Genomic DNA, 21,537 nt, shown 5'->3' on the forward strand with positions numbered 1-21,537 from the left:
CTGAGCACAACTTGGCCGTGTGCCCGAGTGGTTGAGGGACTCGCCTGCAAAGCGAGTTACGCCGGTTCGATTCCGGTCACGGCCTCCACTGTCAGCGCCCCGCCGTAGTCTGACCTCCCTGCGCAACGCCACTAGGGGGGTCAGATGTCGCATGTGCCCGAGAGCCGACATGTCGGGCGGATTCTCGGCCGCCTGCGCTCGGAACCGGGTGATGCGCCGGCCGACGCCACCGCGCGTCTACGACCCCAAGGGCGGCCGGCCGCCCGAGCACGGCAGCGAGTTCGTCTCCGGCGACCCCGCCACCTGGGGCGACGAGCAGGCCGTGACGGTCACCGACGCCCGCCTCTGCGGAAAGGCCGCCGCACAGGCATGGCACCGGCTGCACCCGCGGCTGACCCGCCGGGCGGCCTGGACCGACTACGAGGGGCCACTGCCCATCATCGAGGGCACCGTCATCCGCCTGGTCGTCGAGCACCTGCCGTCGGGCGGGGTGAACAAGCCGGCCTGGCTGCGGTGGTCGGGCACCGGCGCCACCATGGCCGATGTCGACCGCTGCCGGCAGTCCTTCCTCCGACGCTTCGACGTCGAGCACACATTTCGCCTGTTCAAGCAGACCCTTGGCTGGACGAAGCCACGACTGCGGAGCCCGCAGGCAGCCGACCGCTGGACCTGGCTGGTGATCGCCGCCCACACCCGGCTCCGGCTCGCCCGCCCGCTCGCCGTCGACCTGCGCCGGCCCTGGCCCCGCCGAACCGGATAACCGACAAGCTCAGGCCACTTGGGCGGTGGCCGCGAGGACCAACTCGCGCAGGGTGACGCGCTGCGGCTGCTGGTACACGAAGCCGATCGCCGCAGCCACGTCTTCGGGGGCGAGCACCTCGATGGAGTCCTTGAAGGCCTGGTAGTCGGCCTTCACCGCCTCGTCGGTGGTGTGCGAGAGCAGTTCCGTCTCAACGGCTCCCGGGGCGATGGTGACGACGCGGACCCCGTGGCCCGCGACCTCCTCGCGCAGGCTCTCGGACATGCCGTGCACGGCGAACTTGCTGCCGCTGTAGACCGTGTGGTTGGCGTAGGTCCTGCGTCCCGCGACCGAGCTGATGTTGATCACCGTGCCGTGGCCGCGCTCAATCATGCCGGGCAGGACCGCACGTACCCCATGGAGCAGACCCCGCACATTGACGTCGAACATCCGCTCCCACTCGTCGGCCGGCTGCCTGGCCACCTCGCCCAGCAGCATCACGCCCGCGTTGTTGACGATCAAGTCGGCGGGGCCGTACAGCGCCTCGGCCTCCCGGACGGCCCCGGCCACCTCCTCGGCGTCGGTGACATCGACGGACCTGGCGAGAGTGTCGGGGAGGCCGAGCGCCTCGATCCGCTCCACCCTGCGGGCCAGCAGCAGGAGGGGGTGGCCGAGTGCGGAAAGGGTACGGGCGGTGGCGGCGCCGATGCCCGAGCTGGCTCCGGTGATGACGGCGAGGGGCTTGGCGGCGGTGTTCATGTCGGTGTTCATGTCCTCAACCTTGATCGTCTGGCGGACCCCGAACAACGGCCAGTCGCGCAACGATCGATAACCTGACGGTTATGGAACGCCGAGACGTCGAGATCTTCCTGGCCCTCACCGAGGAGCTGCACTTCGGCCGCACCGCGCGGCGCCTGCACGTGTCGCAGGCCCGGGTCAGCCAGAGCATCAAGCAACTGGAGCGGCGAATAGGCGCGGCACTCTTCGAACGGACCAGCAGGCGCGTGGAGTTGACGTCGATCGGGCGCCGCCTCGCGGACGACATACGTCCCGGCTACGAGCTGATCAGAGAGGGCGTCGAGCGGGCGGTCGCCGCGGGACGCGGTCTGGCCGAGCCGCTGCGCGTCGGGTTCAGCAGTCCGCTCGCCGGTGAGCTCGTGCTGTTCGCCGCCTCCGCGTACCGCGAGCGGCACCCTGCAGCCGGTGAGGTCCTGCTGCACGAGACCCCGCTCTCCGACCCCTTCGGTCTGCTGCGCTCGGGCGAGCTCGACCTGCTGCTCGCCCAGTTCCCCGTCGTCGAACCCGATCTGGCCACCGGCCCCGTACTGATCTCCGACACCCGCGTGCTGGCCGTCTCCGCCCGGCACCCCTTCGCGAAGAGGCACTCCGTCCGGGTCGACGACCTCGCCGGGGACAAGGTGCTCAGCCTCTCGGGGCCCGTACCGGACTACTGGCTCGACCATCTCCTGCCGCGCACGACTCCGGCGGGCCGTCCCGTCGAGCGCGGTGAGCGGGCGGCGACCCGGCAGGAGCTCCTCGCCCTGGTCGGGGCGGGGCGGGGGGTACATCCGGCCGCCGCGCACGAGGTCAGGTACTACTCCCGGCCGAATATCGCGTACATCCCTTTCGACGACGCTCCTCCGCTGGAGTACGGCCTGGTGTGGCGGGCCGCGGCGGACACGGGCCGCATCCGGGCCTTCGCCGAGGCGGCGGTGGAGACGGTACGGCGGCAGGGCGGTCCGGGGGACGTCTGCGCGGAGTGCCGCTGATCCGGCCCAGGTGAGCGACCCAGTTCGAGGCACGTTTCGACCCCGTCAGATAAACGACAAGCTGACTGCATGTCTTAAAACCAGCGAATGGTGGCGGCGCCCACAGGCTGCATGAACCTCCCACAGAGTCCGGCAGCACTGAGATGGGTGACGCTCTGACAGGACCGGAACCGACCGGTCGCAGTTGATCCCGGCGGGAAGGCTCCTCGGATCGAACCGTTCGACCCCTATGACCAGCGTATGAGCCCCCTGAGGGTCTACTAGGGGAGCGGGTGCGCTGGACCTAACCCCGTCTATGATCGCCCTTCGGACAACGGGGAAGGGCCGGGCACCGCCGATGACCAGCGGGCACCGCGGACTGCTCGGTCTGACGACATTCCTCGTCGCCGGCCAGACGCTGATGATCGGGCTGTACTGCTTCTTGTTCGCGCCCATGTTCTTCCACGGGATAGGCCCGGAGGAGGAACACATCAACTCCACCGGAGCCACGGTACGAACGGTGGCCGCGATGCTCCTCGGAGGCTTGGCCGTAGCGACGAACGTATGGAGCTGCCGAGGCATGGCACGCGCCGTCCGGGACCGGATATCCGCCGCCCGAAGACTGACGGCTGCAGGAACCGTACAAGCCGCGGTGGTTGCGGGCGCCATCAGATTCGACTGGCTGCTCGCGGTCGTGGTGTCCGTCGCCGTCTTGCTGTCGCTGCTGGCCTGCCGGGCGCTGGACCGCAGAACGTTCGGTACCTGAGCCTTGAGTTAGCAGCCTTCAGGAACCGAACGACACGTCGTAGACGATCTCGCACAGGGCGGTCGGAACGACGATGTCCGCCGTCTCGACGGCCCGGCCGTCATCGCTGTAGTACGTGCGCTGGATCCGGGTCACCAACGCACCCTTCTGAATGCCGAGGAGGTTGGCCTCCTCGGCATCGGCGTGCCCGGGCTCCGGCCGCTCCGCGGCGCGGGTGACCTTGATCCCGACCTCGGCCATGCGCCGCACCACACCTTCACCGGCCAGTGGACCGGCCTCGGGCATCACGACGAGAGAGCCCGCGGTGATGCTGTACGGCTCCCAACTGGTGGACAACTGCACCGGCTTGTCATTGGCCAGGTATTCGTACGTGGTGCGCACGCAGTAGTCACCCTCGGGAATGCCGAGCCGGGCGGCGATGTCCGCCGGGGCGGGCACCATGGCGTCGGACCGGCTCTCCCACGTGGCCCGCTTGCCCAAGGCCGCCATGTCCGCCTCGAACGCAGAGCCACTGGTCCGCTCCCGCTCGGGCGACCGGACGACACGCACGCGCTCGCGGGGTTCGGCGACGTAGGTGCCCGAACCCACGCGCCCTTCCAGGAGGCCCTCCGAGATGAGCTTCTCCTGCGCACGGCGGATGACGGAGTCAGTCACACCGAACTCCTGCGCCAGCTCACCGCGGGAGGGCATGCGGTAACCCGGCGCCCACTCCCGGTCCGCGATGAGCTTCCGGAACTTGTCGGCCACACGGAGGGTAGAAGACTGCTCACGCATACGGGGAATCTAGCCCTCTACCTCCATGTTCACCGTCTATCGCCTATCTAGCGATCCAGCTTCGAGCTAGCTCGTAAGCATTGCGCGCCTTGCCGGCGCCGGACACGTCCCGCGGGTCTCGATACCGCTACCACTCCTCCTCTGCCGACACCTGGACCGCAGGGTGTTCAGCACCCCGCCCATGCACCATGGAAGCGGCACACGAGCGGGGAATATCACCAGTGAGCCGGTCGCTCACGCCATCCCGTGCTCCCGCCTGCTCCGGTAATTGGCCTCGGCCACCTTCGCGTGCAACGCGTCGCGCGCGGACGCGGGCTGGACATCAGCCGGGTGCACCTCCCACTGCGGCCCACCGAGAGGAGAACGGCGCCGCGGCCGCGATCCCGGCTCGTCCTCCAAGGCGGCCCGCGCTTCATCGCCGGAACACGTACAGGCGAGCAGTGGCCCCTGAGGCCTCAGGTCGATCCCATGCGCGGTGGCCCACACATAAACCCCGCAGGCGGGATGATTCGGGCTCACCGGCTCCGAAGCTGCGGAGGCCGGGATCGTCTCGAGAGGTGAGGTGGCTGCGTGCGCGGCCTCACGGGTACGAGCGTCCTTGTCGGACGCCCGAGGCGAGAACAACGCCCTCACCCATTCGAGACAACGGACGATAAGGTCATGCATGTCAGCGCTCCTATCCGGCGTTGGCCACGCCCCCGGACCGGTCGCACGGTCGCGGGGGTCTCTCGTGTGGCATGTCCTGTCCTGTGCTTGATGGAGGGCAGGGGGCATCGACGCCTCCCCACGGCCTGTGATCAAGCGGTTACAACGATTGAGCACCGGGGGCTACCCTCGCCAGAGGAGACGTGTGCACAACTGGCGGATAGCGACGGACGGTTGTTCGATGACAGAGCGAGAACGGGACGAGCGACTGACCCCACGCCAGGTGCTCGGGGCGATGCTCCAACACCTCAGGAAGCGCGAGGGGCTGTCGCTGCGGGACCTCGCCGATGAAACGCGCTTCGGCCATACCTACATCCACAGAGCCGAGAACGGCTGTCAGTTGCCGTCAGACGGCCTGGCAGCCGCTCTGGACCAGCGTTTCGACATGGGCGGAACCCTTGTCGAGTTTCTGGAGATGGCTCGCGAAGGATCAGCGCAGGAGTACGGCCGGAAGGCTGCTGAACGGGAGGGCCGGGCCGAACGTATCCAGGTCTTCACGAGCAGCACCATCCCCGCGCTACTGCAGACCGAGGACTACGCACGGGCGCTCCTCCGGACATCTCGCCCCAAAGCACCGGAGGACCACTTCGAGGCGGCTGTTACCGCCCGCATGAGTCGCAAGCAAGTCTTCAATCGCGAGGATCGGCCGCCATATTGGGCGGTGATCGACGAAGCGTCACTCAGGCGGCCGGTGGGTGGAAGCACGACCATGGCGCGCCAGCTTGCTCACATCCTGAAGGCTGCCGAGAACCCGGATATCACCCTTCAGGCGCTGCCCTTCGAGCGAGGCGAATACTGGATGCTCGGAGGCAGCTTGACACTCCTCACCGCACCCAATGGCTCGACCCTGGCCTATGTCGAGTCATTCGGGTCCGGGGAGTTGGTGGAGTCTCCCAAACGCGTAGTGGAACTTTCCCAGCGCTTCGACACGGTGCGCGGCCTCGCCCTACCGGAGCGTGAATCCTTGGAGCTCATCCGCAGATACATGGAGGAATATCAGTGATAGAGATACCCGGCCCGAGCTCACCCAGATGGCGAAAGTCCAGTTATAGCGGCTTGGAAAATGACTGTGTTGAGATTGCCGATGGTTTTCCCGGGATCGTCCCGGTCCGCGACAGCAAAACCCCTCACGGTCCTGCTGTCGCCCTCACCTCCACCACGTGGGCAGCGTTCGTAGCCAGCCTCAAGGCCGGACACTTCCCGCCCTCCCACTGACCCGGCGCCGCCCTGAACAGCCCGGCCGGGCCACCCGGCCGGAGCTCAGCCCCTGCCGGAAATCAGGCACGGGCCACCCTGAACCACTCCCCATGGACTCATCCCCGAACAGCCGCTTCTGCGGAAAATCCCGCCCAAGCGCCGCTTCCCAGGATCGATCCACCGCCCGGGACATGTCCCTGAGCACCTCGTCTTCTCCCTCCTCCTCAGGTGCGCACAGTCGGGCTCGGAAAGGCGCTGCCGGACAATGGACCGATCGTCACCTTGCAGCCCCGTACCCCATCGCCTACGTACCTTGGCTCAGCTCATAAACGATGACGTCCGACTGGGCGCTCTCGATAACTGGCGTGATGGCAGCCTCGACGGCTCGCCAATCCAGCCCGCCCAGACCTGCGGCAATGCGAGGCATGGCAATCCTGCGGACGCCGTGTTCAGCGGCATGGTCCAGCATCGCCTTCACTGCAGTCACCACGCCGGGCAGCGTGGCACCGACACGCCAATGGGCTTGCGTGCCGAGGTTGTAGATCACAACCCCCTCAGAGGCGCGCCACGGGAACACGTCCCCGATACCGAACTCGCCGCTCTGACAGCGCACTCGATACTCTCTGTACATCATCGGCCAACGGCGCTTGAACTCCACTGCGATCCCCCGCCCCATGGCTCCAGCGCAATTGCATCCATGGGCCAGGGCATCGACATCACTCGCACTGAACAGGTCACCGATCCGGTATTCGATGGACGCCATCAGCCACCCTCCTGGGTCACAGCCCGCTCCCACACCTCTTCAAACTCTTCGGCAGTGATTCTATCTTCCTCATCAAATTCACCCGGCTGAAGGTTCTGGTCGGTGAGGAGCAGCCCAACGGCAGGATGAAAATCCCGACGGGAGGTCAGCCACTCCTCCCCTACCTGCGTGACCTGACGCGTGGGGGCCGTGTCCACGAATTCGTAGTACGCGACACCATCCCGAAAGTCGATCGTTTCGATCTCAAGACTGAAATATTCTGCCGTCATCGGGGAGTCTTTCCGTGGTCCACAACTCTGCCGGTAATATCCAGGGGTCCATCGTTCGGATGGAGGTACACCCAAGGCCGCCCTTGGCGGATCTCAAGACCTGACACATCGACCGCTACATAATCCGTCGTTTTACCAAGGCCCCATCTGGTAGGGCGCCCAAACAGACGCCCAACCAACTGATACGCCGATATCCCTCCAGCTTCATAATCCCGCGCGGTCAAATCGCTTTTCTTGAGCCCCTTTATGCTATCAGGGGTGACATCGGTGAAATACTGGCCGTCGCCATACCGAGCATGCACAGGGCCTGTCGCATGCCAGATCTCCTTGGACTCAAGGATGCCCTTTCGACCTTCCTCATTGGTGTAGTGATAGAGGACGTTACACGGAGCCAGTCCCAACCAGTCGGACCACGTCAGCGGATTAGAGACGTAGGAATGGTGGTTCGGGGCAGGCACGAGCCCTAGCGGATCCGGTGTTATGTACCGGGCAGCCGCCGGGTCGTAGTAGCGGAAGTAGTTGTAGTGCAGGCCCGTTTCCGCGTCCGCGTACTGACCCGGAAATCCGAGGGGGCAGTCGACCGTGCTGGACGGTGGGGACGGGAGACGGGTGCCCCACAGTGTCGTGCGGTGCTGCCAGGCCACTTCTCCCTTCGACGTGATCAGTTCCGTGGGGGTGCCGACCGCGTCCGTGATGACGGCGTGGAAACGCGTCCCGAAGTCCCGTTCGGTCTCGTCCGTGAACTCCTCGATCAGGGACTTACCGGCTGATCGAACCAGACGCGTATGGTCCGTCTGCGTCAGGGGGCGGTGCGTTCCGGGGGTGTAGTCCCAAGTCGTTGCTCTGCCGTTGGCGGCCGTCTGCTCGGCCAGCCTCGTACCGTCCCACGCAAAGAACGTTTCCTCAGTGGCCGTGCCCTCGGCTGACACGCGGCACTTCGATATGCGCCGCCCCAGCGGGTCGTACGCGTACCGCCACCGTTCCGCCTCCGGGTTCACCGCCTCCCGGAGGCGGTCCTCGGCGTCCCACGTGTACGTCCAGGTGCGCGTCCGGCCATTGAGCAGCCGCGCCACCTTGCTTATCAGGCGGCCCTGCGCATCATGTTCGTACTGCGTATCACCCGCCCGGCGGACGAGTGTGCCCTCGAACTCGCGGGCTCCCGGCGTCGAAAGGGCCGGAGCGGTGGCGCGGGTGAGGTTGCCTGCTGTGTCGTAGGCGTACTGCTCCGTCCATCCGTGAGCCCTCACCGTGGTGACGCGGCCGACCGGGTTCAGCTCGAAGCGGCGAGTTCCGGAGGTGAGTTCGCGGATTTCCTTGAGGTAGCCGTCCTCGCGGTAGGCGTACTCGCGGTGCTGGAGGAGACGGTCCGCGCCACTTCTCACCACCTGGGTCGTGAGACGGTCCGCCGCGTCATATTCCTGGGTGAGCGTCGCCCCTTCACCCAGCCGACGGCTCGTCTCGCGGCCGGCCGCGTCGTAGGCGAATGTCAGACCGCCCGCATCGCCTCGCAGTTCCACCGGTCGGCCTGCCGCGTCGTAAGTCCACTCCGAGGTGAGCCCCGACGGCGTGACACGCCGTACCCGGCGGCCCAGAGCGTCGTACGCGTAGCTCAGGGTCCGGCCGTTCACCGACTCCCTCAGCACACGACCCAGCGCGTCCCGCTCGTAGACGACCTCCGCGTCCGTGCCCACCGCGCGCATCAGACGGCCTGCCGCGTCGTAGGCGAACGTCGTCACCGCATCGTCGGCATCACCACGCTGCTTTGTTGCCCGCCCCAGCAGGTCGCGGGTGAAGTGCAGCGTTTCCCCGGCGCCGTTCGTACGGGCGGCGAGTTCGCCCGCCGCGTCGTGCGCGTACATCAGCTTGCGGCCGTTGAAGTCCGTCTCGGACGTGACGCGGCCGGCGGCGTCGTAGGCGTACGACCACGTCAGGCCCTGTGGATTCGTCACCCCCGTCAGGCGCAGCTCCGTGTCGTACGCGAAGGCGTACGTCGTGCCGTCGGGGTCCGTGCGGGACACGGGGAGGTCGAAGCGGCCCGCGGTGTGACGAGTGGTGTTGCCTGCGGGGTCGGTGTGGGTGAGGAGGTTGCCTTCGCCGTCCCAGGTCCAGGTCTCGGCGGTGCCGTCCGGGTACTCGCGGCGGCTCGGCCTGCCCTCCGTAGTCCACGCCGTGCGCGTGACGCGCCCCAGCGGGTCCGTGACCTCGGCGATGCGCCCGAAGGAATCCCGGCGGACCGTCGTGCGGTGGCCGAGAGGGTCCGTGAGGGTGACCGGGAGACCGGCCGCGTCGCAGGCGACCTGAGAGGTGTGGCCAAGGGCGTCGGTCATCGCGGACAGGTGGCCGCGTTCGTCGTAGACGTAGCGCGTCTCCGCGCCCGTCGGGTCCGCGGTCGCGAGGAGGTTGCCGCGGTCGTCGTACGCGTGGCGCCACGTCGCGCCGCCCGGTTCCGTGAGCTCCGTCGGCCTGCACAGGGCGTCGTAGGTCGCCGATGCCGTCGAGCCGTCCGGCAGGGTGACCCGGGCGAGGTTGCCCGCCTCGTCGTACGCGTAGCGGGTGGTGCGGCCCAGCGGGTCCGTCATCGAGAGGCGGCTCGTGGCCGTGGCGTCCCAGGTGGTGACGGTCGTGTGGCCGAGCGCGTCCGTCTCTTCCGTGACGAGGGCGTCGGCGTTGTAGCGGTAGGTGCGCCCGTGGCCCAGGGAGTCCGTGACCTTCGTCGTACGGGTCGCGGCGTCGTACGACAACGAGCCTGAGAGGAAGCCGTCGGTGCCGTCCGTGCGGATGACGCGGCCCTGCGCGTCGTACGTGTAGCTGTACGTCGTGTCGTTGCGGTCGGTCCAGGAGGTTATTCGGCCTTCTGCGTCGTACGTGAAACGCAATGGCTTCCCGCTGGAGTTGGTGACCTCCGTCAGGTTGCCCGCGTCGTCGTAGCCGTACTGGATGAGGACGGTGCCGCGGCCTGGTGCGTGGGCCGGCTCGTACGGGGACGGGGGCTCGTCGAGGAGGCGCAGGCCTGTGACACGGGCGCCCGCCGTCCCGACGACGGCCGTTTCCACGGCCACGTAGTAGCCGCCCGAGTGGCGGATCGCGGTGGGCGTGCCGGTGGCCGTGCGCTCGATGTCGATGCGCGCGCCGTTGCGGTCCTGCACGGACAACAGCGGCAGCTGGAGGATCGCCGGTTCCTCGGTGGGGGCCACGCCCCCGAAGGTGCGGGCGGTCCCGGCCTGCGGGTCGGTGATGGTCATCAGGCCGCCGGGGATGCCGTCCCAGGTCAGGGGCCAGCGTGGGCCTTTGACCGGAAGTACGGGCTCCCCCGGCGCAGGTACCGGATAGACCAGCCGCGTACCGTCGGCCGCCGCGTAGACGACACCGTCGGCGTCGATCTGGACCCGTTCGTCGAAGGTGGAGGCCCAGGTCGGGCCGAACCAGGCGCCCGCGCGGTACGAGGAGAGGTGGGTGCGCCCGATGACGAGGGGCAGAGCGCCGGGCAGGGTGACGTCCGTGGCCGGCAGGAGCATGGCGCCGGTGGCGACGTCGATGGGGTCCAGGGCGCACTCGATGTTGACGGGGAGACGGGCGGCCTGGGCGAGTGCGACATCCATGGGGCGGATGCCGTTGAAGAGGTTGCGGTAGCCGCCCGCGGTGCCTGCGTTCTTCGCGATACTGCCGAAGCCGCCGAACATGCCGCCGTAGAGCATGCCGTCGTTGGCCGCGACGCCTGCCTCGGTCAGGTTGATGCCGTCCTGCCGACCCTGCGCGATCTTGATGGGCTGGGCGACCGCCAGGTTGACCGTGACCGACTCCAGGCCGCCGAACGCCGCCGCGGCCAGCGTCACGCCCGCCACCTCGGCCACCGTCGTGGACACGACGATGCCGAGCGCCGCCCCCGCCTCCACGATCGCGGTCGCCGCGGTGGCGGCCGGACCGGCGAGGGCGCCGCCGGTCGCCACGGCGATGGTGACGGCGGCTCCCAGGACGACGAGATCCTCGATGATCTTGTCCCAGAGGTCGTCCATCGCCTTGTCGACGGCCTTGGCAAGCGCCTCCAGCCCCTCGGCCATCTTCACCGACGACTTCGAGAGGTCGCTCAGCCAGCCGTCCCCCGAGCCCTTGGCATAGCGATGCCAGAAGACCTCGAAGGCCTCGATCGCCTCACCCTTGTTGTTGTGGATGAGGGAGGTGGCCTGGTTGTTGACGGGTGTGCGGATCGCGTCGACTTTGCCGGCGAAGGTGCGCCAGGCCTTGGCCGCCTTGCGGAGCTTGTCCGCGTCGCCGTCGGGCCAGTAGAGGCCCATGTAGTCGACGAGGAAATTCTGGACCTTGTGCTTGACGCTCACTTGCCGCTGCCGCCGCCCTTGGCGCCCTTCTTCGAGAACATCGCAGCGATCAGCTTGTCGTTCTCGACGTGACCGTCGGACATGTCGACCATCGCCTCGTGAATGCTCGCGAGGCCCGCGATGAGGATCTTTGTCGAGTTCTCGATCTGGGTGCGCTTGGGCCGGTACGAGTCGCCGAAGGCCTTGCCCTGATCGTCCGCGCCCCACGGCGCACCGAGGCCGTCGAGCGCCGTGCTCAGCTCTGAGAGGGCCTCGCGGAGCTTGCCGCTCTGCTCACTGAACGTCGGAGCCGCGGACTTCAGGTCCGTGGTCTTGATGTCCAGGATCTTGCCGTCGCCGCCACTCGGGCTGCCGCCCATTGCCGCCTCCCCACCCACCGAGGTACCTGCGCCGGTCACTCCTGGCGCGTCCTCCTCCGCCTTCGCGTCCGCGTCTGCGTCTGTCGCCCGGCGCCTGACGCTGGATCACACCGAAGCCACATAATCGCACGCAGGTTCAGTGGATACGGTTTCGACACTCCCGTCGGACCCAGTTCCGCCGGCGCCCCGTCGGCGATGAGGCACTCAGCGGCGCCGGGCTGCGGGGCGTGGTCTCTTCGAGAGGGCCACGACATAGCCCACCGCGAGCCCGAGCCCCAACGCCCCGATGGCGGCGAACCCCAGAATGTCGAGCACCCCGGCTCCGTCGGATACGCCTCCGACGGAGCCCACGACCCCGGCGAGCGTCGCGATGATCCCCAGGATGAGCGTCCGGTGGTTCCCGAACAGTACGTGCCAGACCGGCGGACGGCCGCGCCCCGGCGTGTCTCCCTGCCTCATCTCTCCGCGCCTCATCTCCAGTGCACTCGCCCGGGATCCTTGGGAGCGCTGATTTTCGCATCGGGGCGCTCGGAGGCGGACTGGGCGGGCGTGTAGTAGAAGTCCAGACCGGTCGCAAGCACGCCCGCGGGAAACCGAAGACCTTTCCGCCGGCCTTCCCCACTCGGGGTGGACCTGTTGCGGGGTGGGCCAGTTGTGGCCGGCCCGTGAGACACGACGGGGGTCAGACCGCCGCGCGGCCTCGGGCGGCGTTGCGGCGGCGGGCGAGGATGATCGGGGTGGCGACGGCCGCCCCGATGACTACTGCCGCGCCGGCGCCGAGGGCGATCCACTTCGCAGGGCTACCGCTGTCGTTGTCCGGAGCCTCAGCCGGTTTCTGCTTCGGGAGACTCTCGGCCGACGTCTTGGAGCCCGTGTCCTCCGAGGCCGGCGGTGCGCTCGGGCCCGGGAGGGGGTTCACGTCCGCCGGGCCCGGGTCGCCTGGGTCCTTGAGGGCGATACGGGGTCGGACAGCGCCGTAACCGACGTAGTCGTTGCGCTTTTCAGCCGTACCGGTGCCGCCGGCGGTGTTAATGAGGACACGGGTGACCTGGTTGGCGGTCCAGTTGGGGTGGACGGACCAGATAAGCGCTGCGGAGGCGGAGGCGAGGGCGGAGGCGCCGCTGGTGCCATTACCCCGGCAGACTCCAGTGCTGCCCGGGCAAGCCGAGACCATGTCCGTACCAGGCGCGGACAGATCCACCTCGGATCCGTGCTGCGACCAACTCGCGGCGACTCCTTCCTGGTCAAGTCCAGCTACACCGATGACACCCGGGTAGGCAGCCGGATATTCAACCGCGTTGCGCTTATCCCCCAGGTTGCCGACTGCAGCGAAGATCATCTTCCCCTTGGATAGAGCATAGGCAATCGCCTTCTCCTCCTCTTCGCTTTGTCCAGGGCTCCCCCGGGAAATGTTGATGATCCGGGCATCCGAGTCTGCCGCATACCGAAGCGCCTCGGCTGACGCCCTTGCATCTTCTGCGAAGTTTTTTCCCCCCACTCGGAGAGGGAGAATCTTCGCACCCGGCGCAAGTCCATAGGACCCGGTATCACTGCCCCTCTTCCCTGTCCCCGCGATGAGAGCTGCCATGCTGCTCCCGTGGCCCGCGGCATCTGTATGGGCGTCGCCCGGAGCAGATGTAAAGTTCTTCCCTTCAAGTACCTGCCCTTGCAAGTCGGGAAGGCTCGCATCCACCCCAGAGTCGATAACCGCCACAGTGACTCCGGCGCCGGTGCTCGTATCCCACATTTCTTCTGCGTGCATGGCGTCCAGATGCCACTGGCGGGAGCGGATGGTGTCGGCTTGGGCAGGGGAGGCCAACAGCATGACCAGCGACGCGAGAGTGGCAATGACCGCTCCCACCCATGCCCCGCATGCAGTACGGGCGCTTCGCATGTCGTTGTCCTCTACTCGATGACCGGCGGCACGACGCGCCTGTCACTCTGCTGCCAGGTCTCTTCGTCTTCGACCAAGTAGTCGGGACGCCTGCCTCCGGACCGTCGTTCCAACGGCGTGCCGCCCACCCCTGCTCCAGGCAGGAAACCTCCCGCCATGCCATGCCTGGCCGACGACGCGCCACCTTCTCCTGCGGCCCCACCACGGACTAGGCCTGTACCGCCCGGGGTGAAATGCGCGCCCCCACCGATCGGGCCCCGGCCAGAGCTGGCACCACCGACGACGCCACCGGGTTCAGTCGCCCTGTAACGGCCAGTTCCTCCGGCTCCGGAGCCACCGGCTGTGGGTCCAGGCATGCCGCCGAAGCCTGCGCCGGGAATCACGGGAGGCCGGGGCTGCCCCTGTCGTGGGGACGGTTCCGTGCCGAACACCGTGGGCCGTCCAGGGAGCTGTGTCGGCACGGAAGTTCCGCGAGGCGTCGGGCGAACACCGATAATCCCGTCGCGCGGCGTGCCAGGCACCCGGGTATCCGGGTAACGTCCGGGCCCAGTCCCCCTGGACTCAGGGCCCGGGACCCTGGGTACTGGCTGCCGTCCTCGGTCAGGGACCGAGTCACCCGGACGGTGGCCCGGGTCGGGGCGCCTCCCGGGACCTGGCCAATTTGGAACGGGGATATGTGGCACGGGGATCTGCGGCTTCCCAGCATCCGGCGGAGCGACCGGCGGCCGGTCCGTGTGCGGGACCACGCGGGGTGGCGTGTCGACGCCTCCAGAGAGGTCCAGATCAGGATGCCTGACTTGCCGTTCGATAGAACCCGAAGGCCTCGAGACCTCAACCCCCATATTGCTCGAAGCCCCTGACGCATAGCCTGCCGACATCGCCCCCGAAGTCCCACCGCCCGACGGCAAATCGCCGGCCCCACTCGGCAGGCCCTCGTCACTCGCCCCTTGCCAGTCCCCCTTGACTGGCATCACTTTATCCGGCATAGGCCGAAAATTAGGCCTAACCGCCCGCAAGATCTGCGTCCCCGACTGGTCGTACGACTCCGCCAGTGCCTTCATCAGCGCAGCCGCCGCCTTGTGGTTCTCCTTGAGCCGTTCCTGCGCGTCGTACGCCTCCTTATGTGTGGGGCTGTCCAACGGGCTGTCGGGTTTGAGGCCCTGTATCCACGGTGGGGGGACCTCCTTTATCGGCAGGAGTTGCTTTTTCAGCCACGCATCGACCGTGGCCTTGTCCTCGGGCGAGTACTTCGGCATACGCCGTGCGCTGCCCAGGTCCGTGGACGCGTAGCCCATCCACTCGTCGACCTTCTTGACGTAATCGCCGAGCCGGATGGTCTCGTTGGCCATGGAGTGGCCCCACTTGCGGAAGGCCTCGCCGGCTTCGCCCGACCAGACGACGCCCTCCATGTGCTTCTTGAGGTCGTCTCCGAGCTTCTTGATGGCCTGGGCTGCGCCGTTGAGCTGGAGGCCGATGGCGATGACCCGGTGCTGGTCCGCGTGCTCGACCATCGCCTGGAGCTTCTCGTGCGGCATGTCGTAGAAGTCTTCGGCAGGCGTGCATACCGGCGGGAAGCGGGGGTCCTTGTCGCTTCTGGTCAGGGCTCGGTCCGTCATGGGTGCTGTGCGTCCTTCCCGCCTTTAGAAGTGAGTGGGGTTGCCTGATCCGCTGTTGCCGCGCAGATCCGTACGGGCTCCCATTCGCGACGTGTGCGGCTTCGCCGGGTCGACGTCCGGGTCCAGTTTCGGGTCGTACTGGCGCTGCATCCGCTCATGGATCGCCCAGAGTTTCTCCCGCTCCTCCGCGTCCGTGTTGGCGTAGCCCGAATGGGCGTCCAGCACGGCCGAACTCAACGCTTGAATCTGGTCGTTGAGGAGTTGAGCCAGCGTCACCAAGTCGTTGTGGACATCGCGGTAGACGCCGAAGAGGGCCTCCGCTGCATGGAAGCCCTTGCCCAGGTGAGTCTGGGTGAGGGCGGTATCGGCGACCTTTCCCGGCGACCCGTCGGACTCATCGAGCGTCCGCAGCAGGTCGTCCACCCTGCCCTTGAATTTTTTCAGGGAGGACAGTTCGGCGGCCAGGCCGCCTTGTGGGCCCTGGTCCTGACCCTGGCCGCCCTGGCCGCCCGCTCCCCCCGGAGATCCGTACTGTTCCGTCACGTACGCCTCTTCACTGGCTTCCCCACCCGCCAACCACCCGCTGTCACATGTAACTTCACGCTACACAGTAACGCCGGGCAGTGACACGCACGTACTCAGCCGGACGCCGCTCAGCCGGACGTCGCCACCGCCGCCTGCGGCCGGATCGGCAGACGGTTGACCGGGCGTCCCGTAGCCGCGCGTACCGCCGAGGCCACCGCCGCCGGCGACGTCACCACCGGTACCGCGCTGATCGCCTTGGCCCCGAAAGGAGCAACGACGTCGCGCTCCTCGACCAGCTTCACGATGCGGACGTCGGGGGTGTCCAGCGACGTCGGCAGCGCGTAACCCGTGAAGTCCGGGCGGCGGATCAGGCCCGACGCCGTGCGGAGGTTCTCCGTCAGGGCCGCGCCGACGCCCTGGGTGACGCCCGCCTCGATGCGGGCGCGGGCCTGCTTCGGGTTGAGGACTCGGCCCACGTCCTGGGCTACGGCCATTTCGACGACGCGGACCGAGCCCAGTTCGACGTCTACGTCCACCACCGCGCGCACCGCGCAGAAGGCCATGCCCACGAACGCGTCGCCCTGGCCCGATTCGTCGAGCGGCTCCGTGGGGTGGGGGCGGCACTGGGCCGTGGCCCAGAGTTCCTTGCCCTCCAGGGCCTCGGCGACCGTCGTGCTCAGGACCCCGTCGTACGACGTGATCTTGCCGTCGGCGATGGTCAGCAGCTCCGCCGACATGCCGAACTGCGCGGCGAGCGGCTGCAGCAGCTGCGTCCGTACCATCCGCGCCGCCCGCTCGACCGCGCCGCCCGACACCCACGTGTGGCGGCTGTGCGCGCCGGGGCCGGACGGGGGCTGGTCGGTGTCGACGGGGGCGACATAGACCTCGTCCAGGCCCAGGACCTCCTGGACGATCTGGCGGGCGAGGGTCGAAAAGCCCTGGCCCGTCTCCACCGCCGCGCAGATGACCGTGGCCACCGGGCCCGTCACCTTGACCGTGGCCGTCGAGACCTCGTCCGCGCCCTCCGCGCCGAGCATGTGCACCATGCCCAGCCCGTAGCCGACGCCGCGCCGCACCGCTCCGGCCTCGCCCGCGCCGCCGGGGCCGCCGGGCAGCACCCAGTCCTCCTCGGGGTCGTCCGAGGGGAGGGCGGGCAGCGGGTAGTCGCGGACGGCGCGCAGGAGTTCGGCGACGGGGGCGGGGCAGGTGACCGTCTGGCCGGTGGGCAGCAGGTCGCCCGTCGCCAGTACGTTGCGCAGGCGCAGCTCGGCCGGGTCCAGGCCCAGGCGTGCTGCGAGCTTGTCCATCTGGCCCTCGTACGCGGCGCACACCTGCATGGCGCCCTCGCCGCGCATGTGGCCGGACGGCGGGTTGTTGGTGCGGACGGCCCAGCCTTCGACGAAGGCGTGCGGGACGACGTACGGGCCGCAGGCGAACGCGACCGCCGCGGCGAGCGCGTCCGAGGACGAGTCGGCGTAGGCGCCCGCGTCCAGCAGGATCTGCGCCTCGACCTTCACCAGCTTGCCGTCGGCGTCCGCGTGGTGGCGGTAGCGCAGCAGCGTGGGGTGGCGGTGCGGGTGGCCGAGGAAGGACTCCTCGCGGGTGGCGACGAGCTTGACGGGGTGGCCGGTGCGCAGAGCGAGCAGGCCGAGCGGCAGCTGCATGCCGGGGTCCTCGCGGTCGCCCATCGCCCCGGGCACGCCGGTGACGACGACCTTCACGCGCTCGGGCTCCAGGCCGAAGCAGGCGGCGGCCAGGTCGCGGTCGGCGTGCGGGTCCGTCGACGCGGTGTAGATCTCGACGCCGCCGTCGGGGCGGGGCACGGCGAGGCCGGCCTCGGCGCCGATGGGCGCGGGGTCCTGGCGGCCGATCCGGTAAAGACCCTCGACGATCACTTCGCCGACCGCATCGGGGTCGCCGAAGCGCAGCGGGATGTGGCGGATCAGATTGCCGTCGGGGTGCAGCGGCTCGGCGGAGAATGCCTGCTCGGGGTCGGTGACGGGCTCCAGCACCTCGTACTCGACGGCGATGGCCGCCGCGGCGAGCCGCGCGGTGTCGGGGTGGTCGGCGGCGACGGCGGCGATCGGCTCGCCGTGGTGGCGCACGATGCCGGACGCGAAGACCGGGCGGTCGGCGATCTTACGGCCGTGGGCGGCGTCGCCGGGCACGTCCGCGTGCGTCACGACGGCGCGGACGCCCGGCATCCGGGCGGCCTCGGCGGTGTCGATCGACAGGATGCGGGCGTGCGGGTGCGGCGAGCGCAGGAGCGCGGCCCACAGCAGGCCTTCGGCCCACAGGTCGGCCGCGTACGGGTAGATGCCCTGGGTCTTGGCCTCCGCGTCGGCCGGGGGGAGGGAGGCACCGATGCCGCGCTGCGGTTCGGCGGGGCCGCCGGGCGAGGCGAGCGGAGGGACGGTGGTGGCCGTGGCGGCACCTTCAGCCGCGCCTGCCATTCCCGTCATTCCGCCCATTCCGCCGCTTCCGCCGCTTCCCGTCATGCCGTCGTCGCCTTTCCGCCGGCCCCGCCGTGTGGGCCCGCCTGGTGCGGGATGCGGGCCTGATCCGCATCCGGCTGCACCTCGTGCTGCTGCGCTTCCGCTTCCTGAAGCTCCTGCGCCGCGACCGCCTCGCGCTCGCGCTCGCCGACGACCTGCCGGACCGCGTCGAGCACACCCCGGTAGCCCGAGCAGCGGCAGAGGTTGCCGCAGATGGCCTGGCGGGTCTCCCGCTCGGTCGGGGCGTGGTTGCCCTCGAGGAGGTCGTGCATGGTCATCGCCATGCCGGGCACGCAGAAGCCGCACTGCACGGCGCCGCACTCCGCGAGCGCCCGCTGCACGTCGGACGGCCGGCCGTCGACGGCCAGGCCCTCGACCGTACGGACCTCCGCACCGGCCGTGGTGGCCGCCGGGACGAGGCAGGACGCGACGAGCCGCCCGTCGACCTGGACCGAGCAGGCCCCGCACTCGCCCTGCGAGCAGCCGTCCTTGGCCCCGGCGAGGCCGAGGCGCTCGCGCAGGACGTAGAGCAGGGACTCGCCGATCCAGGCGTCGGTCACAGGCCGGTCGGTGCCGTTGACGCGCAGGACGTACGACGTGCAGGGGTGCTCGGTGTGCGGGACGCCGAGGGGGTCGGAGAGGTCGAGGGGGTGGCCGCTGGACCCGAGGGGGTGGCCGGTGGATCCGACGGGGTGGCCGGTGGATCCGACGGGGTGGTCTGTGGAACCGCCGGGGTGGCCTGTGGACCCGCCGGGGTGGCTTGTGGCCCCCAGGGGGTTGGCAGCACCGAGGGGATCGCCGCCGCCGAGGGTGTCGTGCGCCGGGATGCCGGGGCCGGGGATGGCATGTTCCGGAATACCGGCACCGGCACCCGGATCGGCGTCGGTACCGGGCGCGTCGTGATCGCGCTCGGGGCCGTCGGCGGGCGCGGCGGACGACGCCGTCGCTTCCTCCTCCGCTACGGCCTCAGCGGCTACGGCACCGGCAGCTACGGCACCGGCCGCGTCCGGCGATCCCTGCGGCGGTACGAACTGCTCCGGCAGCGTCGGCTGGGCGTGCTGCTCGGCCGGGCCCGGGTGGGCGAACGACTCGGCGTGCACCGCCTGCTGCGTCGGCAACGTCGGCTGCGGGTGCGCGTGCGGGTGCAGGTGCGGCGCGGGCTGCTGCTGCTCGTGCCCTGGCTCCTGCGCCTGCGCCTGTCCCTGCTCGGCGCCGGGACCCTCCGGCTGCCCCGCAGGCTCCAACCCCTGCTCCGCCACCGACGACGGCTCCTCGGCGGCGGAGACAGCCGCGGCAGGCGTCTCGTTCTCCGGCCCGGCCGCGCCCGGATTATCGCCCGTACCGGTGACGTCGCTGACGTACGCCGGCACGGTGAACGTGCTCGTCGCGTCCACGGCCGGAGGCTCGCCGGGCAGAGCGGAAGCGGAATTCTCCGCCGCCTCCGCCGCGTCCTCCGGCAGAACCGGGACCGACCACTGGCCGGTGTCGGCGCCCACGACGGGCGTACCCGCGGCCGGGGTGGCCGCGGCCAGCGATTGGCGCCAGGAGTCGTCTACGGGCTGCGCCGACCAGGGAGCCGACGGCGCCACCGGCGCTGCGGGCACCTCCGGGGCGGCACCGCGGACGAGGTACTCACCGGACTCGTCGACGGGGTCGTCGCCCGCGGCCGGCACGGACCACTGGCCCGTCGAGCCTGCACCGGGCGCCGGCCACTCCGCCGTGGCGTGCGGGTCGGCACCACCGTCGTGAAGGGTCCCGTCATGGAAAGCGCCGTCATGAGGACCATCACCAAGGCCACCACCGACGTGCACACCCTCGCCGTACGTCTCACCGTAGGCAGCGTCATGTGCTCCGCCGTGCACATCACCGTGCACATCACCGTGCACCCCGCCATGGGCCTCAGAAGTCTCGGACACCGGCTGGTAGCCGCCCTGATGGGCGCCCGCGCCTTCATGCCCTTGACCATGCCCATGCCCATGGCCGTGGTCGTGCCCGTGGTCGTGCCCGTAAGCACCCCCGGGCACCCCCCACTGCCCCTGCGCACCCGCACCCGCACCCGCCCCGGCGGCGGCCGCCGCCGGCGTCTGCTGCCAGGAGTCGGCGGAGGGCGGGGTGTAGCCGCCCGAGCCGGCCGCGGCCAGCGGGTCCCAGGCGCCGGTGCCGTTCATGGCCGCGCCCGGGTGCGCGAGGAGCTCCGGGGGCAGTTGCAGGAACGTGGTGCCCTCGTCGTACTCCCCGCCGCGCGGGATCGGCTGCCAGCCGACCGGGCCGGCGGCGTGGGCCTGTCGCTGTTCGTCACTCACGCGAGTGCCCTCCCCAGTGCTCGGCGGGCCAGAGTCGCCACCGTACGACGCAGATGCAGCGCGGCGGGCGGCAGGGTGCCCGGCTCCCCGCCGTCGGGAGCGGGCGCGGGGTCCGGGATGCAGGCCGCGGCGACGTAGTCGCCGAAGGCCGCGCACGCCTCGGGGGCGAGCGTGCGCTCGCCGTCCCAGTCGATGAGGGAGGCGACCCAGCGCTCGGCGTCGAGCGGGCGCAGCGGCATGGGTGCGACGGCGCCCACCGCGCAGCGCACGCCCCGCCGGGCGGGGTCGAGAACGACGGCGACGGACGCCGTGGCGCGGCCCGGGCCGGTGCGTCCGGTGGCCTTGAGGAAGGTCTGCGGGGCGTGCAGCAGGGGCACGCGGACGTAGCCGATGAGCTCGCCGGGGCCGAGCATCTCGTAGCCCGTCAGGAGGTGGCCTACGGGGATCTCGCGGCGGCTGCCGCCGGGGCCCGCGATGACGAGGGTGGCTTCGAGGGCGGCGAGGACGGGCAGGGCGTCACCGGTCGGCGCGGCGGAGGCGATGTTGCCGCCGAGGGTGCCGGCGTTGCGGATCTGGGGCGGGCCTGCGGCGCGGGCGGCGGCCGCGAGCGCCGGGATGAGGGCCGCGAAGTCGGGGCGGCCCATCCGGGCGTGGGTGAGGCCGGCGCCGAGCAGGGCGTGGCCGTCCTGGTACTGCCAGCCGCGGATCTCGCTGATGCGGCCGAGGCCGACGAGCCCTGCGGGCCGCAGCAGCCCGGAGTTGACGGCGGCCATCAGATCGGTGCCACCCGCGACGGGCACGGCCGCGGGCATGGCGGCCAGCGCCGCCACGGCCTCGTCGAGCGAGCCCGGCAGCGTCACCGTGTGCGCTGCCTGCGGTGCGTGCGTGGTCAACCCAGCTGCCCCTTCCCCGGTGGTCCCGGCTGTCCGGCCTGATCCCGCCGTACGATCCCGCCGTACGGTACGTCCTCACGGCCCGGACGTGGCAACTCTGGCACATCTTCGGACTCCGCCGTCGCGAGGGTCCACGAACCGCCGATCCGTCCCCGGC

16 protein-coding genes, 1 tRNA gene and 1 pseudogene are annotated in these 21,537 nt (G+C 69.6%); 6 read left to right on the plus strand and 12 right to left on the minus strand.

All coding sequences use genetic code 11. The annotated features are described in order from the left end of the window. The first annotated feature begins 13 nt into the window (after window positions 1–13). Together FGW37_RS12010 and FGW37_RS12015 are read left to right on the plus strand one after the other, a co-directional pair. A tRNA-Cys gene (locus FGW37_RS12010) sits at window positions 14–88 on the plus strand. Window positions 89–177: 89 nt separating this feature from the next. After that, window positions 178–748 (plus strand): annotated as a pseudogene (locus tag FGW37_RS12015) (NF041680 family putative transposase); the annotation flags it as partial. A 21-nt stretch (window positions 749–769) separates the two neighbouring features. Here the strand turns inward: FGW37_RS12015 and FGW37_RS12020 are convergent. Further along, entirely contained in the window at window positions 770–1,510 is a 741-nt protein-coding gene (locus FGW37_RS12020) for an SDR family oxidoreductase (RefSeq protein WP_246430362.1), read from the minus strand. Window positions 1,511–1,581: 71 nt separating this feature from the next. Here FGW37_RS12020 and FGW37_RS12025 point away from each other — a divergent pair, with 71 nt between their 5' ends. Then, window positions 1,582–2,508, plus strand: a complete 927-nt coding sequence (locus tag FGW37_RS12025) for a LysR family transcriptional regulator (RefSeq protein ID WP_179081064.1) — start codon at window positions 1,582–1,584, stop codon at window positions 2,506–2,508. Between the two features lie 337 nt (window positions 2,509–2,845). Further along, entirely contained in the window at window positions 2,846–3,253 is a 408-nt protein-coding gene (locus FGW37_RS12030) for a hypothetical protein (protein ID WP_179081065.1), read from the plus strand. Between the two features lie 18 nt (window positions 3,254–3,271). On the opposite strand, the gene FGW37_RS12035 is transcribed toward FGW37_RS12030, so the two are convergent. After that, complete coding sequence (locus tag FGW37_RS12035; RefSeq protein WP_179081066.1) at window positions 3,272–4,027, minus strand: GntR family transcriptional regulator; 756 nt, start codon at window positions 4,025–4,027, stop codon at window positions 3,272–3,274. Between the two features lie 886 nt (window positions 4,028–4,913). Here FGW37_RS12035 and FGW37_RS12040 point away from each other — a divergent pair. Beyond that, the gene (locus tag FGW37_RS12040) at window positions 4,914–5,735 is read left to right on the plus strand and encodes a helix-turn-helix domain-containing protein (RefSeq protein ID WP_179081067.1); all 822 of its coding nucleotides are present in this window, start codon (window positions 4,914–4,916) and stop codon (window positions 5,733–5,735) included. Beyond that, on the plus strand, window positions 5,732–5,947 hold the full coding sequence (locus FGW37_RS12045) for a DUF397 domain-containing protein (protein WP_343067091.1): 216 nt from the start codon (window positions 5,732–5,734) through the stop codon (window positions 5,945–5,947). Before FGW37_RS12040 ends, FGW37_RS12045 begins: the two co-directional genes overlap by 4 nt. Window positions 5,948–6,233: 286 nt before the next feature. Here the strand turns inward: FGW37_RS12045 and FGW37_RS12050 are convergent, their stop codons facing one another. From FGW37_RS12050 to FGW37_RS12095, 10 genes are all read right to left on the minus strand, one after another. Beyond that, window positions 6,234–6,692 (minus strand): macro domain-containing protein, encoded by a 459-nt coding sequence (locus FGW37_RS12050; protein WP_179081068.1) that lies wholly within the window; start codon window positions 6,690–6,692, stop codon window positions 6,234–6,236. After that, a complete protein-coding gene (locus tag FGW37_RS12055; protein ID WP_179081069.1) occupies window positions 6,692–6,961 on the minus strand; it encodes a hypothetical protein in 270 nt (89 codons plus the stop codon). Before FGW37_RS12055 ends, FGW37_RS12050 begins: the two co-directional genes overlap by 1 nt. Beyond that, on the minus strand, window positions 6,958–11,253 hold the full coding sequence (locus tag FGW37_RS12060) for a DUF6531 domain-containing protein (RefSeq protein WP_179084655.1): 4,296 nt from the start codon (window positions 11,251–11,253) through the stop codon (window positions 6,958–6,960). Before FGW37_RS12060 ends, FGW37_RS12055 begins: the two co-directional genes overlap by 4 nt. A 38-nt stretch (window positions 11,254–11,291) precedes the next feature. After that, on the minus strand, window positions 11,292–11,654 hold the full coding sequence (locus tag FGW37_RS12065; RefSeq protein WP_179081070.1) for a WXG100 family type VII secretion target: 363 nt from the start codon (window positions 11,652–11,654) through the stop codon (window positions 11,292–11,294). Between the two features lie 204 nt (window positions 11,655–11,858). Further along, window positions 11,859–12,113, minus strand: coding sequence for a hypothetical protein (locus FGW37_RS12070; protein ID WP_179081071.1), 255 nt, complete (start codon window positions 12,111–12,113; stop codon window positions 11,859–11,861). Window positions 12,114–12,336: 223 nt separating this feature from the next. Then, complete coding sequence (gene mycP / locus FGW37_RS12075; RefSeq protein ID WP_179081072.1) at window positions 12,337–13,548, minus strand: type VII secretion-associated serine protease mycosin; 1,212 nt, start codon at window positions 13,546–13,548, stop codon at window positions 12,337–12,339. 1,640 nt (window positions 13,549–15,188) lie between these two features. Continuing rightward, window positions 15,189–15,707, minus strand: coding sequence for a hypothetical protein (locus FGW37_RS12080; protein ID WP_179081073.1), 519 nt, complete (start codon window positions 15,705–15,707; stop codon window positions 15,189–15,191). Window positions 15,708–15,817: 110 nt separating this feature from the next. Further along, entirely contained in the window at window positions 15,818–18,142 is a 2,325-nt protein-coding gene (locus tag FGW37_RS12085) for a xanthine dehydrogenase family protein molybdopterin-binding subunit (protein ID WP_179081074.1), read from the minus strand. A 41-nt stretch (window positions 18,143–18,183) separates the two neighbouring features. After that, window positions 18,184–20,487: a 2Fe-2S iron-sulfur cluster-binding protein gene (locus FGW37_RS12090; protein ID WP_179081075.1), complete on the minus strand. Its 2,304-nt coding sequence runs from the start codon at window positions 20,485–20,487 to the stop codon at window positions 18,184–18,186. After that, complete coding sequence (locus FGW37_RS12095) at window positions 20,484–21,380, minus strand: FAD binding domain-containing protein (protein WP_179081076.1); 897 nt, start codon at window positions 21,378–21,380, stop codon at window positions 20,484–20,486. Before FGW37_RS12095 ends, FGW37_RS12090 begins: the two co-directional genes overlap by 4 nt. Between the last annotated feature and the right edge of the window lie 157 nt (window positions 21,381–21,537).

This window comes from Streptomyces rectiverticillatus, from assembly GCF_013394065.1.
GTDB classification, from domain to species: Bacteria; Actinomycetota; Actinomycetes; order Streptomycetales; family Streptomycetaceae; genus Streptomyces; species Streptomyces rectiverticillatus.

Excerpts from the sequence above, each read along its gene's own strand:
- FGW37_RS12020 (WP_246430362.1), bottom strand. The coding sequence starts at position 1,510 with ATGAACACCGACATGAACACCGCCGCCAAGCCCCTCGCCGTCATCACC.
- FGW37_RS12025 (WP_179081064.1), top strand. The coding sequence starts at position 1,582 with ATGGAACGCCGAGACGTCGAGATCTTCCTGGCCCTCACCGAGGAGCTG.
- FGW37_RS12030 (WP_179081065.1), top strand. The coding sequence starts at position 2,846 with ATGACCAGCGGGCACCGCGGACTGCTCGGTCTGACGACATTCCTCGTC.
- FGW37_RS12035 (WP_179081066.1), bottom strand. The coding sequence starts at position 4,027 with ATGCGTGAGCAGTCTTCTACCCTCCGTGTGGCCGACAAGTTCCGGAAG.
- FGW37_RS12040 (WP_179081067.1), top strand. The coding sequence starts at position 4,914 with ATGACAGAGCGAGAACGGGACGAGCGACTGACCCCACGCCAGGTGCTC.
- FGW37_RS12050 (WP_179081068.1), bottom strand. The coding sequence starts at position 6,692 with ATGGCGTCCATCGAATACCGGATCGGTGACCTGTTCAGTGCGAGTGAT.
- FGW37_RS12055 (WP_179081069.1), bottom strand. The coding sequence starts at position 6,961 with ATGACGGCAGAATATTTCAGTCTTGAGATCGAAACGATCGACTTTCGG.
- FGW37_RS12060 (WP_179084655.1), bottom strand. The coding sequence starts at position 11,253 with ATGGGCCTCTACTGGCCCGACGGCGACGCGGACAAGCTCCGCAAGGCG.
- FGW37_RS12065 (WP_179081070.1), bottom strand. The coding sequence starts at position 11,654 with ATGGGCGGCAGCCCGAGTGGCGGCGACGGCAAGATCCTGGACATCAAG.
- FGW37_RS12070 (WP_179081071.1), bottom strand. The coding sequence starts at position 12,113 with ATGAGGCAGGGAGACACGCCGGGGCGCGGCCGTCCGCCGGTCTGGCAC.
- mycP (WP_179081072.1), bottom strand. The coding sequence starts at position 13,548 with ATGCGAAGCGCCCGTACTGCATGCGGGGCATGGGTGGGAGCGGTCATT.
- FGW37_RS12085 (WP_179081074.1), bottom strand. The coding sequence starts at position 18,142 with ATGGCAGGCGCGGCTGAAGGTGCCGCCACGGCCACCACCGTCCCTCCG.